We start from the raw sequence: 14,573 nt of genomic DNA on the forward strand, positions 1-14,573 counted from the left end.
TCCGTTCAATCGAGCCGCAACTGCGGCTGGGCTGGCGGCAGGCTGGCGTCGAGCCGCGCCTGTTCATCCGGCGTGAAGCGCTGCGCGCGCAGGCGAACCTGGGCCGCTTGTCCGTCCCCGTTGCCCGGCGCGTCACCGCTCCCATCGTGGCCGGACCTGGCCACAACGTCACGCTCGGTGCGGTACGCCTGCACGCGACGCTGCCATGCCGTCTCCGCCTGTTCGCGTTCGGCCAGTTGCGCCGCCATCTGCGCGTTGACGCGGTGCGCGCGCAAGCGGTACACGGCTTGCTCGTCCGCGCCCTGTTGGCGCAGCATTTGCACCTCGGCCTCCATGTGTGACAGCGTCGTTGGCGAGGCTGGCAAGTCGGCCGCGTCATTTGCAGCGCCATTCCGCTGCACGCCAGCGCTGGAAGCTGGCGCCACCGCCGCCGCCGCGGCTGGCGTAGCCTTGACGAAGGCGAAGTAGTTATCGTGATCCACCACGACCGTGCGTTCGGGCGCCGCCGCTGGCCATGCCGCATACAGCAGCACAGCCAGGACGGTCGCCCCGGCGCAGGCGTGGCGCAAGTCTGGGCCGGGGCGCATGGTTACAGCCCGAAGATGATGCCGGCGATGTTGTCGTAGATCGGATAAACACCGGAAGCGGGCTGCAGCCAGCCGATCACGTCGAAGTGGTCGTAGGCGCCGTAGTAGCCCAGGTAGTTCCACGTGCCGCGCACGGAGCTGCCGTTGTAGTTGCGCACCGGCTGGCCGGCCGGTGCCTTCATGCTCACCGTATTGACCACGCCGTCGTTGGCGAACCAGCTGCTGTCGATCAGCACGCGGCTCGGGTCGGTCTGCGTGTACGAGCCCATGCCGCGCTGGAGGATGGACGGCACCACCCATTCGCCGGCCGTGTTCTTGGTGAAGAAGATCATGTCATCGCGCGCGTACTGGTAGCTGCTGCTCTGGAACGGTGCGATGATGCGGTCGGTGCCGTTGCAGCACCAGCTGCCTTGTTCCGTGGCGTCGCTGCCGATCGAGTAGTAGTAGACGTTGGGCGAGGTCTGCACCCAGGTATTGAGTTCGCGCGCGCCATCGGGACCCAGGTCCCACTGGGCCGAATCGTGGTTGGCCAGTTGCCAGAACGGCGCGCCCTGGGTGCGCGAGATGAAGTCGCTGATCGATTCGCTCGGACCCTGCGCCAGGCCGAACTGCTCCAGCCGGAACTTGTAGACCGGGTTGGTGCTGCCGCCCAGTCCCGCCACCTGCACGATCTGGCCCGCCAGTTCCGACACCTTGGGCACGTAGTCCACGATCACATCGCGCAGCGTGGTGCCGTTGTGCGGCGTGGCGATGGTGGTGGCGCTCTTGACCCAGCCCACCTTGCCGCCCGTGTACAGGTCGCCGCCGCCTTCGTTACCGTTGGGCGAACCGTTTTCCATCAGCTGGATCAGCGTGCGCACCGTCTGGCCACCCTGGCTGTGCGAGATCAGGTGTATCGGGTGGTTGGCGTCCCACGCCGGATACAGGGCCAGCGGATAGTGGTTGGGATTGTTGTTCGGATCAGCGGCCCAGCATTTACCGGACGGCGTTTGAATCGCGCCGAAGGCGGCGTAGGCGGCCGTGTGCTTGGCGCCATAGTCGGCGCAGCCGCCCTTGATCTGGTAGTACAGCTCCACCGCGCGGTCCCAGTTCGAGCTGACCGGCCCCACGCCGGCCACGTAGACCTGGTGGTTGGCGCCGCTCAGGTGGCCGGCGATGTCGTTGCTGCCGCCCCAGTACAGGAAGCCCGTGCCTTGCAGTTCATCCGTGCCGAAGCCGAGGAAGCCGTGCACCATCACCACCGGATAGTTGTTGGCGGCCTGCGCTTGCGGCATGGCCAGGCAGGCCGCCGCGATCGTCAGTTGCGCCACGTGGCCCGCTGCCTGCACTACGATCCTTCGCATCATGTTGGTCTCCATATTTTCGTTTGTGTTTCGGGTGAGCTGATTTCAACACGAATGCGCCAGGCCTCCGGCGCGCACGGCCGTTCGCGGCAGGCCAACCGCATGGCCGCGCAAGCCACGCCGGGGGCGAGCATGGAGTGCGTGCGGCGCGCGCATTGTGGGCACGTTACAACAGGCGCGCCGCATCATAACCGACCAGCGGTAACAGGCGGTGTGCGATGGTGTGTCGCGCCACGCCGAACGCTGCGGCAGATCAAAGGCAGTGCTCGCCAGCGGCCTAGCATGTCTCCATGGTGGCCGCGACGGCATCCCGTCCGGGGTGGGCGGCACCGTTGCGGGAGGGCTGGCCATGACCGTCTTTATCGATACCAGCGGGACGCCCGATATCGCGTTCGGCGACCTGTTCACGGCCACCGGCAGCGACAGCGGCCTCGGTGAAATCAACGTCCCCACTGACAGCACCGTGTTCCAGGTCACCTACATCGAAACGGCCGGCGCGCCGGCCACGGCGGACCGGATCAACCAGCTGGTCAACACGGACTTCGGCGTGCCGATCGTGATCAGCGCGCTCAACGACGGCACCGATCCCATCACCGGCATCGACCTCAAGACGGTGGCCGGCGAAACCTATATCGACAGCAGCAGCGGCAGCGCCATCGTGCGCGTCGTGTACGATTCGAGCCAGTGCCTCGGTTCCGGCTTTTTCGCGTTCGACGTGAACGGCAAGCAGATCAGCTTTCCCGGCCCCGTGATCCTGTACCACGAACTGTCGCATGCGCTGCGGGCGGCCACCGGCACCACCCAGACCAACGACGAGATTCCGGCCGAGACGGACGAGAATGTGCTGCGCAGCCAGGAAGGACTGTGCCTGCGTGACGTGAACAACCACGGCGGCGGCTGCGGCGCCGGCGACACGTGCGGCGGCACCGTCAACGGCTGCTTCATCGTCTCGGCCACCACGGGTTCGCCCGAATCGGAGGAAGTGCGGCGGTTGCGGGCGTTGCGCGAACTGGTGGCCGGCACCACGCAACTGGGCGCCACGCTGATCGACCGTATCTACGAGGAGTATTACCAGTTCAGCCCCGCCATCGCGGGCCGCCTGGGACAGGACGCGCTGGCGCGCCAGGCCGTGCTGCTGGTGGCCGTGCGGCCGCTGCTGGCCTGGTACACGCTGGCCGGCGTGCTTGCCTTCGATGGCGAAGGGTTTGGCGCCGAGCAGGCCATGCGCGACCTGGAGCGCGCTTGCCCACGCTACCTGGGCCGCACCTCGGTGGCCGGCGTGCTGGCCGGCCTGCGCGCCGGGAAGCCGCTGCCTGACAAGATGCCGCCGTTGCTGCATTCGTTCGCGGAAGATGTGCGCAAGGCCGCCGCGCTGCCCCATGCGGGCTGGGCCATCCTCGATCCGCTGGCGCGGGCCTGGGGCGCGGCCGGCGCGCGGCGCGACGTGCGGGCCGAGGTGGCGCAATGGCTGGCCGATGCGCCGCTCGACAAGCTGGCACAGCCGGCCGACGCCATGCTGGACGGCGAGTTGTCGGCGCTGGCCGGCCTGTTCGATTTCCGTCCCGAAGCGCGGCGCGCGCTGGGCGCGCGCCTGACCCAGGCCTGGCCGCAAGCCATCAGCGCGCTGGCGCGGCATGGTTTCATTTGAACCGAGGTGCATATGACGACCCAACCGTTGAACATACTTGGCGCCGAACTGCGGCGCCGCAGCGCCGAGGCGCTGAGCGCGGCCGCTCCGTGCGACCGCGAGCCGCGCCAGCTGCTGGTGGAAGTGGACAATCCGGGCGGCGTGCCGCTGCACGTGTGGACCAGCCGCCGCGCCTACGAGTACGACGCGGCCAGCGGCGTGCTCACGCTGTACCTGACGGAACGCACGCCGGCGCTGCCCGACACCATCAAGATGATTTCCGACCATCCGCGCACGCCCAGCCAGGTCGAGGTGCCCCCGCACAGCCGCGCCACGCTGGAACTGGGCGTGCCGGCCGTGATCCGGCGCCGGGTTCCGGCCAAGGGGCTGGGCATGGCGTTCGTGGAGCAAGCCATCACGCGGATCGACCAGGTCGAGCTGCACATCCAGTTCGCGGACACGCCGTTCGACAAGCCGGCCGGCGCCACGCCCGAGGAACACCGCCAGCGCCTGCGCACGCAGGGCGAGCTTGCGCGGGCCACCATCAGTCCCACCGGAACGAAGGAGTAAGCATCATGGCATCGATCGACGACGTATTCCACCAACTCCAGGCGGTCAACACCAACCTGTCCACGCTGCATGCGGACGGCATCGCCGAGACCAACGCCACCAACCAGGTCAAGAGCAGCGTCGACACGGTCGATGCCGACGTCAAGGCCGGCTTCAACGCCACCGTCAATGGCCTGACCACGATCGCGCTGATCGACATCGAGGCGGTCAAGCTGCTGTTCCACCTGACGCAGCAGACCGACACGGTGATCTGCGCGCTGGAGAACATCTCGCGCAACACCTGCGCCATGCTGACCCAGATGACCATCCAGACGCAGCTTCAACGACGCATGGCCGACGACCTGGACGCGGTCCGCGCCATGGAGGAAGCCGGGCAGCCCGCGGCGGCGCTGGAGCGTGCGCGCCTGGCCGCGCTGCAGGCCGAGATCGAGCGCTGCTGCCCGCCGGAGCAAACGCCGCCGGCCTGCACCTACCAGCCATGCCCGAAAGTGGAGCGGGCCAGGATGCCGGATCTGCCCAAGGTGGGCGGCGACGGCAATCGTCCGCCCGGCATTAACTAGCCAACACGAGCCAACCTGGCCGCCAGCCCGCGGGAGTCCGCGCATGACCATCTTTCTCGACCTGGCGGGCCAGACGGCCACCGCCTTCAACAACTTCGACGTGGTGTCCGGCCAGAGCGGCGGCGTGGGTCTGCTGGACGTGGTGGGCGACGCCACCATGAAGCAGCTCACCTACGACGACGTGAGCGGCCAGTTGCCCACGGCGGACCGCTTGAGCGCGCTGGCCAACACCGACTTCGGCGCACCCATCATCGTCACGGCGCTCAATGGCGGCAACGATCCGTACAAGGGCAACGACATCACAGGCAACGCCCAAGCCTACACGGACCACAGCCCCGGCCACCTGGTGATCCGCATCGTGTATGACGTGAGCCAGTGCTGTGGCAAGGGCATCGTGGCGCGCAACAACAACGGCGACAACATCACCGTGCCCAATCCCGTGCTGCTGTACCACGAGATGGCGCACGTGTTCCTGGAAGTGAACCATCAGCCCGACGTGGAGTCGAGCGTGATCGGCGACGAGAACGTGCTGCGCGCCCAGCTGGGCCAGTGCCTGCGCAACGTGAACGACCACGAGGGCGGCTGCGGCGATGGCAGCGATTGCGGCGGCAACGACGGCGGCCCCGATAGCGGCCCGCCGCCGGGTGGCTGCGCGGCCGGTACCACGACCGTGTGCTTCGTCGTCTCGGCCGCCACCGGCTCGGCCCAGTCGGACGAAGTACACGCGCTGCGCCAGTTGCGCGCGCGCGTGGCGGCGCGCTCCGTGCTGGCGGCGCGGCTGATCGATGTCGTGTATGCGGAATACGCCCAGTTCAGTCCCGCCATCGCCAACCGCATCGAAGGCGACGTGCTGGCGCGGCGGGCCGTGCTGCTGGCCGTGGTGCGGCCGCTGCTGGCCTGGTACAGCCTGGCCGGCGCGCTGGCCTTCGACGGGCGCGGCGAGGCGTCCAGGCGGGCGGCGCGGGCGCTGGCCGCCGCCTGTCCCCGTTACGTCGGCAGCGCCTTGCTGGTGGAAATGCTCGACGCGCTGGCGACGGGCCGCGCGTTGCCGGCAGCCGCCTCGCCACTGCTGCGCGGGCTGGGGCCGGAGTTGCGCACCGCGTCCAGCCTGCGCTGCGCCCGTTGGGCCGTGTTCGACCCGCTGGCGCGGGCGTGGCGCGCGGCGGCCGGCGGCGCAAACGCGGCGCATGGGGCGCATCCTGTGGATGTGGTGGAGGAGGTGGCACAGTGGCTGGCGCAGGCGCCGCTTGAACTGGTGCCCTGCATCGCGCCACGGAACGATGGCGTGGCGTCCCGCGCCGGCGCATCCGATGAGGACTGGCTGGCGCTAGCCAGCCTGTTTGGCTTCCAGCCGTCCGCGTTGCGAACGCTGGGCACGCGGCTGGCGGCGGCCTGGCCGCAGGCGGACGCCATGCTGGCGCGCTGCGGCTACCTTTGAGCGTTGCTCGGGTCAGGCGTCAACCTCGGCGCCAGCCAGGAAGCCGGCGATCATCTCGTTGACAATGGCTGCATGGGTGAGCGGCGCCATGTGGCCACCCTTGGTCTGGGCGGCGGCCGCGTTGGGCAGGGCGGCAGCCAATTCGGCGGCCAGGCGGCGGGTGGACGCGGGGCTGGCGGCGCCGGACATGACCAGCGCCGGCATCGTCAGCGCCTGCAGGTCGGCCAGCGTGGCCGGCTCGCCCAGCAAGGCTTCGAAATCCAGCCTGACCTTGGCGATCTGCGACGTGAAGCGCTGCTGCTGCGCGGCCGGCAGCGTGTCGAACACGCCTTCCCGGTTCCAGTAATCGATGAACACGCGCGTCGCATCGTGCGGACTGGCGGCGCGCTCGATGGCGTCCACCACGGCTACGATCTCGCGCCGCGCCGGGTCGGTTGGCGGCAGCAGGTGGAAGGCCACCGGCTCGAACACGGTCAGCGACAGCACCCGTTGCGGCATCTGGCGCGCCAGGCGCAGGGCCGTGGCGCCGCCATATGAATGCCCCACCAGGTGGAACGCTTCGCCCGGCGTCAGCCGCGCGGCGATGGCGGCGTTGATGGCGTCCACCTCGTGACCCAGCGTATAGGGGCCGTCCACGGCGGGGAAGGGCGATTTGCCGTAACCGAGCAGGTCGACGGCGATGCAGCGGAAGCCCGCTTCCAGGCTGGCCATCAGGTCGGCCCACTGGGCGCGGGAACTCATGGAGCTGTGGAGCAGGACGAGGGCGGGCCGCGCGTCCGGCGGCAGGGCGGTGGTGATCATCAGGTGCGGGTGAAAAAACAAAGCGGGCATTATACGCGCCCGCCTGCCATACCGAAATCAATATCAATTTTGAAATAAATGTCATTAGTACGACATTTGCCTTTCTCCTACCATCTCTGAACAGTAACGGCCGATACAGGCCGGCGGCGTGCCCGACGATCCCGTTGGCGGCGCCAAAAGTGGTACCAAAAACTTCAAGGAGACTGGTATGAAATTCACCCGCAGAACCATCCTGGCCACGGCCATCCTCGCCGCCTGCGCCGCTTCCCCGTTGACCGCGTTGGCGGCCAAGCCCCTGGTGATCGGCTTTTCGCAAGTGGGCGCGGAGAGCGAATGGCGCACCGCCAATACCGTCTCGATCAAGGACGCCGCCAGGAAGGCCGGCGTGACGCTCAAGTTCGCGGACGCCCAGCAGAAGCAGGAAAACCAGGTCAAGGCGATCCGCTCCTTCATCGCGCAAAAGGTTGACGTGATCGCGTTCTCGCCGGTGGTGGAATCGGGCTGGGACACGGTGCTGCGCGAGGCCAAGGCCGCCAAGATCCCCGTCATCCTGACCGACCGCGCCGTCAGCGTGACGGACGATACGCTGTACGTCACCTTCATCGGTTCGGACTTCGTGGAGGAAGGCCGGCGCGCCGGCAAGTGGTTGCTCGAGCACGCGAAGAATGCCGCGCCGGATGGCACCGTCAACATCGTCGAGCTGCAAGGCACGGTCGGTTCCGCGCCGGCCATCGACCGCAAGAAGGGCTTCGAGGAAGTCATCGCCGCCAATCCCAAGTTCAAGATCATCCGTTCGCAGACGGGCGACTTCACCCGCGCCAAGGGCAAGGAGGTGATGGAAGCGTTCCTGAAAGCGGAGGGCAAGAAGATCAATGTGCTCTACGCCCACAATGACGACATGGCCATCGGCGCGATTCAGGCGATCGAGGAAGCGGGCCTGAAGCCGGGCGTGGACATCACCATCGTCTCGATCGACGGCGTCAAGGGCGCGTTCGAGGCCATGATGGCCGGGAAGCTCAACGTCACCGTGGAATGCAGCCCCTTGCTGGGGCCACAGCTGATGCAGATCGCGGCCGACGTGGTGGCCGCCAAGCCGGTCCCGAAACGCATCACCACGCAGGAAGGCGTGTTCCCGGCTGAAATCGCGGCGCGGGAATTCCCGAACCGCAAATACTGACGCGCCATGAGCTTGACCCTCAGTGACACGGGCGCCGCCGCTGCAGCGCCAGCGACGCCGCCGCGCGCGCCGGTGCTGGAGCTGCGCGGCATCTGCCTGTCCTTCCCCGGCGTGAAAGCCCTCAACGATGTCGCGCTGCGCCTGTATCCGGGCGAAGTGCACACGCTGATGGGCCAGAACGGGGCCGGCAAGTCGACCCTGATCAAGGTGCTGACCGGCGTGTACACACCCGACCAGGGCGAGATCCTGCTCGACGGCCGCCCCATCCACCCGGCCTCCACGCTGGACGCCCAGCAGCTGGGCATCAGCACCGTGTACCAGGAAGTGAACCTGTGCCCCAACCTGTCGGTGGCGGAGAACATCTTCATCGGCCGCTATCCGCGCAAGTGGGGCGCGGTCGACTGGGGCACCATGCGGCGGCAGGCGGCGGAACTGCTCAAGCGCTTGCAGATCGAGGTGGACGTGACGGCGCCGCTGGCCCGCTATCCGCTGGCGATCCAGCAGATGGTGGCCATCTCGCGCGCCATCAGCGTGTCGGCGCGGGTGCTGATCCTGGACGAACCCACGTCCAGCCTGGACGAATGCGAGGTCGACCTGCTGTTCGCCGTGCTGCGCAACTTGCGCGCGCAAGGCATGGCGATCCTGTTCGTCACCCACTTCCTGGACCAGACCTACGCCATCTCGGACCGCATCACTGTCATGCGCAATGGTGAACGGGAAGGGGAGTATGCCTGTTCCGAGCTGTCACGGCTGGCGCTGGTGAACAAGATGGTGGGCGCGCCAGCGGACACCGGCACCAATGCGGCGGACGATGCCAACGAGGCTGCCGTCGCACCAATCCCGGCTGGCGGCACGCCCTTCCTGCGCGCGCGTGGGCTGGGCCGCAAGGGCGCGCTGGCGCCGCTCGACATCGACCTGCACCAGGGCCAGATGCTGGGCCTGTGCGGCCTGCTCGGCTCCGGCCGCACGGAAGCGGCACGGTTGCTGTTTGGCGCCGACCGGGCCGACAGCGGCGCCATCGCCGTCGACGGCAAGGCGCGCAGCTTTCATTCCCCGCGCGATGCCATCGCGGCCGGCGTGGGATTCTGTTCCGAAGACCGCAAGCATGAAGGCGCGATCCTCGACCTGAGCGTGCGCGAGAACATCGCGCTGGCCCTGCAGGCGCGCGGCGGGCTGCTGCGTCCCATTCCCTTGCCACGCCAGCAGGCGCTGGCCAGGCAATACGTGCGGGCGCTGGGCGTGAAGACGGCCAGCATCGAGACGCCGATAGGCTTGCTCTCCGGCGGCAACCAGCAAAAGGTCTTGCTGGCGCGCTGGCTGGCCACGGCGCCCAAGATGCTGATTCTGGACGAGCCCACCCGCGGTATCGACGTGCGCGCCAAGCAGGAGATCATGGACTACGTGGCCGCGCTGTGCCGCAAGGGCATGGCCATCCTGTTCATCTCCTCCGAACTGCCGGAAGTGCTGCGCTACAGCGACCGCGTGCTCGTCATGCGCGACCGCAAGGCGTGCGGCGAATACCAGCGCGGTGCGCTGGACGAAACCTCAGTGCTGCAAGTGATCGCGGCGGGAGAACATTGTGCATGAAACCTTGAATCCGCCAGCGGCCGAAGCGCGCCTGCTGGCAGCGCGTGGCCAGCGCATCGCCCCTTCGGCCATCTCGGCCCTGTCGTCGGTGGTGGCGAGGTTGGTTCGTCACCCGCTGGCGCGTCCGGCCGCCGCGCTGGCGCTGTTGTTGCTGCTCGACCTGCTGCTGGTGCCGGACTTCTTCCGGCTCACACTGCGCGACGGCCACCTGTACGGCAGCGTGATCGACATCGTCAACCGCGCCGCGCCGCTGATGCTGGCGGCACTGGGCATGACGCTGGTGATCGCCACGCGCGGCATCGACATTTCCGTGGGCGCCGTGGTCGCCATCAGCGGCACGGTAGCGGCCATGCTGATCGGCGGCACGCTGACGATAGACCACGGCGTGCCCCGTTACGTGAGCAATATGCCGATGGCGTGGGCGCTGTGCCTGGCCATGGGCGCAGCCCTGTTGTGCGGCGCCTGGAATGGCTTGCTGGTGGCGGGGCTGGGCCTGCAACCGATCGTGGCCACGCTGATCCTGATGGTGGCGGGGCGCGGCCTGGCGCAGCTGCTCACGGACGGGCAGATCGTCACCGTCTACTACCAGCCGTTCTTCTTCATCGGCGGCGGCTACCTGCTTGGCTTGCCGTTCGCGTTGTACCTGGTGGCGGCCGTGTATATCGTCACGGCCCTGTTGATGCGCAAGACGGCGCTGGGCCTGTTCATCGAGGCCGTCGGCATCAACCCGGTGGCGGCGCGGCTGGCCGGGGTGCGCACGGCCACGCTGGTGTTCTTCGTCTACCTGTTCTGCTCCGCTTGCGCCGGACTGGCCGGGCTGATGATCAGTTCCAACATCAAGAGCGCGGACGCCAACAATGCCGGCATGCTGCTGGAGCTGGACGCCATCCTGGCCGTCACGCTGGGCGGCACCTCGCTGGCCGGCGGCAAATTCAGCCTGCCGGGCGGAGTGCTCGGCGCGCTCATCATCCAGACCCTGACCTACACCATCTATTCGCTGGGCTGGCCGCCGGAAGTGAACATGGTGCTCAAGTCGGTGGTGGTGTTCATGGTGTGCCTGTCGCAGTCGCCGCAAGCGGGCAGGCTGTGGCGGCGCCTCTTTCCGCGCCGCGCGAGCGGAGGTGCGGCATGAGCAAGCTGTCCTGGCGCGGGCGCGCCGTGCTGGCGTCGCCGTACTTCACTTCCGTGGCCACGCTGCTGTTGCTGGTGCTGCTGCTGGGCGCCGGCGGCGTGGCGTATCCGGGCCTGCTGGCGCCGCAGGTGCTGCTCAACCTGTTGATCGACAACGCCTTCCTGCTGGTGATCGCCGTGGGCATGAGCTTCGTGATCCTGTCCGGCGGGATCGACCTGTCCGTCGGTTCCGTGCTGGCGCTGGGCACCATGGTGGCCGCCACGCTGCTGCATCGCTGGCATGTGCATCCGCTGCTGGTGATCGCGCTGGTGCTGGCGCTGGGCGCGGGCCTGGGCGCGGCCATGGGGGCGTTGATCCATTATTTCCGGCTGCAGCCGTTCATCGTCACGCTGGCCGGCATGTTCCTGGCCCGCGGCCTGTGCTACCTGATCAGCATTAACTCGATCACCATCGACGACCCGCTGTTCGTGCTGATGTCGCGCACCCAGCTGGCTGTCCCTGGCGGCACCATCTCGCCTGGCGTGGTGGTGGCCTTGCTGGTGCTGGCGCTGGCCATCTGGCTGGCCCATTTCACGGCGTTCGGCCGCACCGTGTACGCCATCGGGGGCAACGAGCAGTCGGCCCGGATGATGGGCTTGCCCGTGGCGCGCACCAAGGTGCTGATTTACGCGGGCAGCGGCGCGTGCGCGGCGCTGGCCGGGGTGCTGTTCGCGTTCTACATGCTGTCCGGTTATGGCTTGCACGCGCAGGGCACGGAGCTCGATGCGATCGCGGCCGTCGTCATCGGCGGCGCCTTGCTCAGCGGTGGTTACGGCTACGTGGCCGGCGCGCTGTCCGGTGTGCTGGTGCTGGGCACGATCCAGACCCTGATCGCCTTCGACGGCACGCTCAGCTCCTGGTGGACCCGGATCGTGATCGGCGCGCTGCTGTTCCTGTTCTGCCTGGTGCAGCGGCTGCTGGCCATCGGCGCGGCGGGGCGGCTGTCCTGAACAGGGCGGGCGGCACCGTGGCCACCTGTCTCAGGCACGCAACGGCGGCTGGCGGCCCGTGCCCGGCCGCCAGCCTGAAAAAAAATTGGCGTTTGACAACCTTCGCTGCCTTGATGATACTCTCAGGATATAACGAGACTGGCGAGGCGAGCGATGGGACGATGGCGGCTGTTGGTGGCATGGATGCTGGTCGCCGCGTGCGCCGCTTGCCGTGCCGACGACGGTGTGGACCCGGGTGCGATCCGGATCGGCATGGCCAATGCCCTCAGCGGCCCGGCCGCCGGCCTGGGACTGCAACTGCGGGCCGGCGCCCACGCCTATCTCGACAAGATCAACGCGGCCGGCGGCGTCAACGGCCGCCGCATCACCCTCGTCAGCATGGACGATAGCTACGATCCCCGGCAGACCGTGGCCGCCACCCGCACCCTGCTGGACGTGCACAAGGTGTTCGCCCTGTTCGGCTACGTGGGCACGCCCACCTCCGCCGCCGCCGTGCCGCTGGCCGCCCAGCGTGGCGTGCCCTATCTGTTTCCATTCTCCGGCGCCGAGTTCCTGCGCCATCCCGTGCAGCCGGTGGTGTTCAACCTGCGCGCCTCGTATTACGACGAAGCGGAAGCGCTGGTGGCCCAGGCCACGGCCGGCCATGCGGACGCGCGCATCGCCATATTCCTGCAGGATGACGAATTCGGCGAGGCGGGCAAGGCCGGCGTGCTGCGCGCGCTGCAAAAGCGCAACCTGAAACTGGCGCAGGAAGTGCGCTTCCAGCGCAATACCATCGACGTGAGCGCGGGGCTGGACAAGCTGCTGCGCCAGCCGCCGGACACGGTGATCTTCATCGGCACCTACCGTCCGCTGGCCATGTTGCTGCGGCGCGCCCGCTCGGCCGGGCTGAAGTCGCGTTTCATGGCCGTGTCCTTCACCGGCACGAGCGAATTGATCAAGCATGCGGGTGTCGATGGCGAGGGCGTGATCCTGAGCCAGGTGATGCCGTCGCCGGCCGACGCCAGCGATCCGCTGGTGCGCCAGTACCAGGCCGACGTGGTGCCGGCCGCGCGCAACTACGGTTCGCTGGAAGGCTATGCGGACGCCATGCTGCTGGTGGAGGCGCTGCGCCGCTGCGGCAATGAGCCGACTCGGGCGCGCCTGCTGAAGGCGTTGGAGCAGTTGAAAATGACGCTGGGCGAAAATCCCGTCGCGTTCAGCGCGCACGACCACCAGGGCTGGAGCCGGGTCTACCTGACCCAGGTGCAGGACGGCGCGGCCGTGCCGCTGCGCGCCCACTAAGGCGGGGCGCGCTCAGTGGCGCGCCGTGTGCAACTGCTTGTGCAGCTTGCGCAGGAACAGCCAGACCCCGGCCATCACCAGCGGCACCATCAGCCCGGTCAGCAGCTCCGGATTGACGGGCAGGTTGGCCGCTTTCAGCGCCTTGCCCGCGTAGCCGACCAGTCCCAGCGAATAGTAGGAAATGGCCATCACCGACAAGCCTTCCACGGCCTGCTGCAGCCGCAGTTGCTGGGCCGAGCGGGTGTCCAGCGATTGCAGGATCTGGCGGTTCTGGCGTTCCTGCTCGATGCCGACCCGGGTGCGCAGCAGGTCGTTGCTGCGCGCGATACGGGTGGCCAGCGCTTCCTGCCGGCGCGCCACCGAGGTGCAGGTGTGCATGGCCGGCGCCAGCCGCCGGCCCATGAATTCCTCCAGCGTGGGCATGCCTTCGATGCGCACTTCGCGCAGCTCCTGGATGCGGGCCTGCACCAGGCTGAAATACGCTTGCGCGGCGCCGAAGCGGTAGCTGTTGTTGACCGACAGTTCTTCCACCCGCGCGGCCAGGCTGGTGATGCGGTGCAGCAGCAGCTGCTCCTCCTTGCTGTCGCGGGCCACGGCCGCGGTGGAGACGTCATGGTCGCTTTGCACCAGGGTGGCCGTCAGCCCGGCCAGTTCATTTTCCACCGCGTTCAGTGCCGGCTGGGTCGATTCCGCCTGGGGCAGGGCCAGCAGCGCCATCATGCGGTAGGTTTCGATTTCCAGCAGCTTGCCCACCAGGCGCCCGGCCTGCGATTCGCGCAGTGTCCGGTCGCGCACCACGAAGCGCGAGAAGCCGTCCGGCTGGATCAAAAAGTCGGTCCAGATCTCGCCGCCGTGTTCCACGCCGCTGCCCACCAGGTTGCCCTGGAATAGTTCGCGCATGGCCGCCACGTCGGCCGGCTGGTCGGCGTCGCTGTTGGTCAGCACCACGTGGGCCGCCACGATGATCTTGCCGTGCAGGCTGGCCAGCCATTCCTGCGGCACATGGCGCAGCGGCGGGTGGCCGAACGCCTGGCGCCAGTCGGCCCCGGCCTGCGCCTGTTCGACGAAGGTGTAGGTGGCGAACTCCGTGTGGCATTCCCACTTGAGGCGGAAGCGGCCGAAGTCGTGGTAGAAGTAGCGCGCCTGCGCATGCGGCACGGCCACCCCGAAGTGGCGGCACAACTCCTGCAGGATCGCATGCTGGGCCGCGCGGTGGTTGGCGCCGGGCGCGCCCTCCTGCGGCGCGTACAGTGCGAAATGGGTCAGCGTTTCCGGCGCTTCGAGCTTGAGGAAGGGGCGCGAATGGATCTCGGCTGCGAGCGGCACGCGCAGGGCATGATTGAGTTTGGCGAAGTCGGTATGGTCGCGGTAAGCGTCGGACATGGGCGCCCCAGGAAAGTCGGATGGATGGTTGCGAAGCAGTATATCGGCCCGCCCAAACGGGCACAACCGCGCGATGGCGCGACTGTCTATACAAC

General features: G+C 68.0%; 13 protein-coding genes. 9 read left to right on the forward strand and 4 right to left on the reverse strand.

Annotated elements, in window-relative coordinates; all coding sequences use genetic code 11:
• Positions 1–5 precede the first annotated feature (5 nt).
• Both H3H36_RS07595 and H3H36_RS07600 read right to left on the reverse strand, forming a co-directional pair.
• Complete coding sequence (locus H3H36_RS07595; RefSeq protein WP_182215911.1) at positions 6–587, reverse strand: lipase secretion chaperone; 582 nt, start codon at positions 585–587, stop codon at positions 6–8.
• 2 nt (positions 588–589) lie between these two features.
• Positions 590–1,933: an esterase/lipase family protein gene (locus tag H3H36_RS07600; RefSeq protein ID WP_182215913.1), complete on the reverse strand. Its 1,344-nt coding sequence runs from the start codon at positions 1,931–1,933 to the stop codon at positions 590–592.
• A gap of 346 nt (positions 1,934–2,279) precedes the next feature.
• Here H3H36_RS07600 and H3H36_RS07605 point away from each other — a divergent pair, with 346 nt between their 5' ends.
• Genes H3H36_RS07605 through H3H36_RS07620 form a run of 4 tightly spaced genes read left to right on the forward strand, consistent with a single transcriptional unit; the run spans position 2,280 to position 6,125 of the window.
• Positions 2,280–3,578: a hypothetical protein gene (locus H3H36_RS07605; protein ID WP_182215915.1), complete on the forward strand. Its 1,299-nt coding sequence runs from the start codon at positions 2,280–2,282 to the stop codon at positions 3,576–3,578.
• A gap of 12 nt (positions 3,579–3,590) precedes the next feature.
• Positions 3,591–4,127, forward strand: a complete 537-nt coding sequence (locus H3H36_RS07610) for a hypothetical protein (protein WP_182215917.1) — start codon at positions 3,591–3,593, stop codon at positions 4,125–4,127.
• A gap of 5 nt (positions 4,128–4,132) precedes the next feature.
• Entirely contained in the window at positions 4,133–4,687 is a 555-nt protein-coding gene (locus H3H36_RS07615; RefSeq protein ID WP_182215919.1) for a hypothetical protein, read from the forward strand.
• 43 nt (positions 4,688–4,730) lie between these two features.
• The gene (locus tag H3H36_RS07620; RefSeq protein WP_182215921.1) at positions 4,731–6,125 is read left to right on the forward strand and encodes a hypothetical protein; all 1,395 of its coding nucleotides are present in this window, start codon (positions 4,731–4,733) and stop codon (positions 6,123–6,125) included.
• Between the two features lie 12 nt (positions 6,126–6,137).
• Here the strand turns inward: H3H36_RS07620 and H3H36_RS07625 are convergent, their stop codons facing one another.
• Positions 6,138–6,926, reverse strand: a complete 789-nt coding sequence (locus H3H36_RS07625) for an alpha/beta fold hydrolase (RefSeq protein ID WP_182215923.1) — start codon at positions 6,924–6,926, stop codon at positions 6,138–6,140.
• 208 nt (positions 6,927–7,134) lie between these two features.
• Here H3H36_RS07625 and H3H36_RS07630 point away from each other — a divergent pair, with 208 nt between their 5' ends.
• From H3H36_RS07630 to H3H36_RS07650, 5 genes are all read left to right on the forward strand, one after another.
• The gene (locus tag H3H36_RS07630) at positions 7,135–8,103 is read left to right on the forward strand and encodes an ABC transporter substrate-binding protein (protein ID WP_182215925.1); all 969 of its coding nucleotides are present in this window, start codon (positions 7,135–7,137) and stop codon (positions 8,101–8,103) included.
• Positions 8,104–8,109: 6 nt separating this feature from the next.
• Complete coding sequence (locus H3H36_RS07635; RefSeq protein ID WP_182215927.1) at positions 8,110–9,690, forward strand: sugar ABC transporter ATP-binding protein; 1,581 nt, start codon at positions 8,110–8,112, stop codon at positions 9,688–9,690.
• 55 nt (positions 9,691–9,745) lie between these two features.
• Complete coding sequence (locus H3H36_RS07640; protein ID WP_311196610.1) at positions 9,746–10,822, forward strand: ABC transporter permease; 1,077 nt, start codon at positions 9,746–9,748, stop codon at positions 10,820–10,822.
• The gene (gene yjfF, locus H3H36_RS07645; RefSeq protein ID WP_182215929.1) at positions 10,819–11,811 is read left to right on the forward strand and encodes a galactofuranose ABC transporter, permease protein YjfF; all 993 of its coding nucleotides are present in this window, start codon (positions 10,819–10,821) and stop codon (positions 11,809–11,811) included. Before H3H36_RS07640 ends, yjfF begins: the two co-directional genes overlap by 4 nt.
• A 153-nt stretch (positions 11,812–11,964) precedes the next feature.
• Positions 11,965–13,095: an ABC transporter substrate-binding protein gene (locus tag H3H36_RS07650; protein ID WP_182215931.1), complete on the forward strand. Its 1,131-nt coding sequence runs from the start codon at positions 11,965–11,967 to the stop codon at positions 13,093–13,095.
• 12 nt (positions 13,096–13,107) lie between these two features.
• On the opposite strand, the gene H3H36_RS07655 is transcribed toward H3H36_RS07650, so the two are convergent.
• Entirely contained in the window at positions 13,108–14,478 is a 1,371-nt protein-coding gene (locus tag H3H36_RS07655; protein WP_182215933.1) for a DUF3422 family protein, read from the reverse strand.
• Between the last annotated feature and the right edge of the window lie 95 nt (positions 14,479–14,573).

The organism is Rugamonas fusca (assembly GCF_014042365.1).
Classification (GTDB): Bacteria; Pseudomonadota; Gammaproteobacteria; order Burkholderiales; family Burkholderiaceae_D; genus Rugamonas; species Rugamonas fusca.

Coding starts and splice junctions, on each gene's coding strand:
- H3H36_RS07595 (WP_182215911.1), bottom strand. CDS start 587: ATGCGCCCCGGCCCAGACTTGCGCCACGCCTGCGCCGGGGCGACCGTC.
- H3H36_RS07600 (WP_182215913.1), bottom strand. CDS start 1,933: ATGATGCGAAGGATCGTAGTGCAGGCAGCGGGCCACGTGGCGCAACTG.
- H3H36_RS07605 (WP_182215915.1), top strand. CDS start 2,280: ATGACCGTCTTTATCGATACCAGCGGGACGCCCGATATCGCGTTCGGC.
- H3H36_RS07610 (WP_182215917.1), top strand. CDS start 3,591: ATGACGACCCAACCGTTGAACATACTTGGCGCCGAACTGCGGCGCCGC.
- H3H36_RS07615 (WP_182215919.1), top strand. CDS start 4,133: ATGGCATCGATCGACGACGTATTCCACCAACTCCAGGCGGTCAACACC.
- H3H36_RS07620 (WP_182215921.1), top strand. CDS start 4,731: ATGACCATCTTTCTCGACCTGGCGGGCCAGACGGCCACCGCCTTCAAC.
- H3H36_RS07625 (WP_182215923.1), bottom strand. CDS start 6,926: ATGATCACCACCGCCCTGCCGCCGGACGCGCGGCCCGCCCTCGTCCTG.
- H3H36_RS07630 (WP_182215925.1), top strand. CDS start 7,135: ATGAAATTCACCCGCAGAACCATCCTGGCCACGGCCATCCTCGCCGCC.
- H3H36_RS07635 (WP_182215927.1), top strand. CDS start 8,110: ATGAGCTTGACCCTCAGTGACACGGGCGCCGCCGCTGCAGCGCCAGCG.
- yjfF (WP_182215929.1), top strand. CDS start 10,819: ATGAGCAAGCTGTCCTGGCGCGGGCGCGCCGTGCTGGCGTCGCCGTAC.
- H3H36_RS07650 (WP_182215931.1), top strand. CDS start 11,965: ATGGGACGATGGCGGCTGTTGGTGGCATGGATGCTGGTCGCCGCGTGC.
- H3H36_RS07655 (WP_182215933.1), bottom strand. CDS start 14,478: ATGTCCGACGCTTACCGCGACCATACCGACTTCGCCAAACTCAATCAT.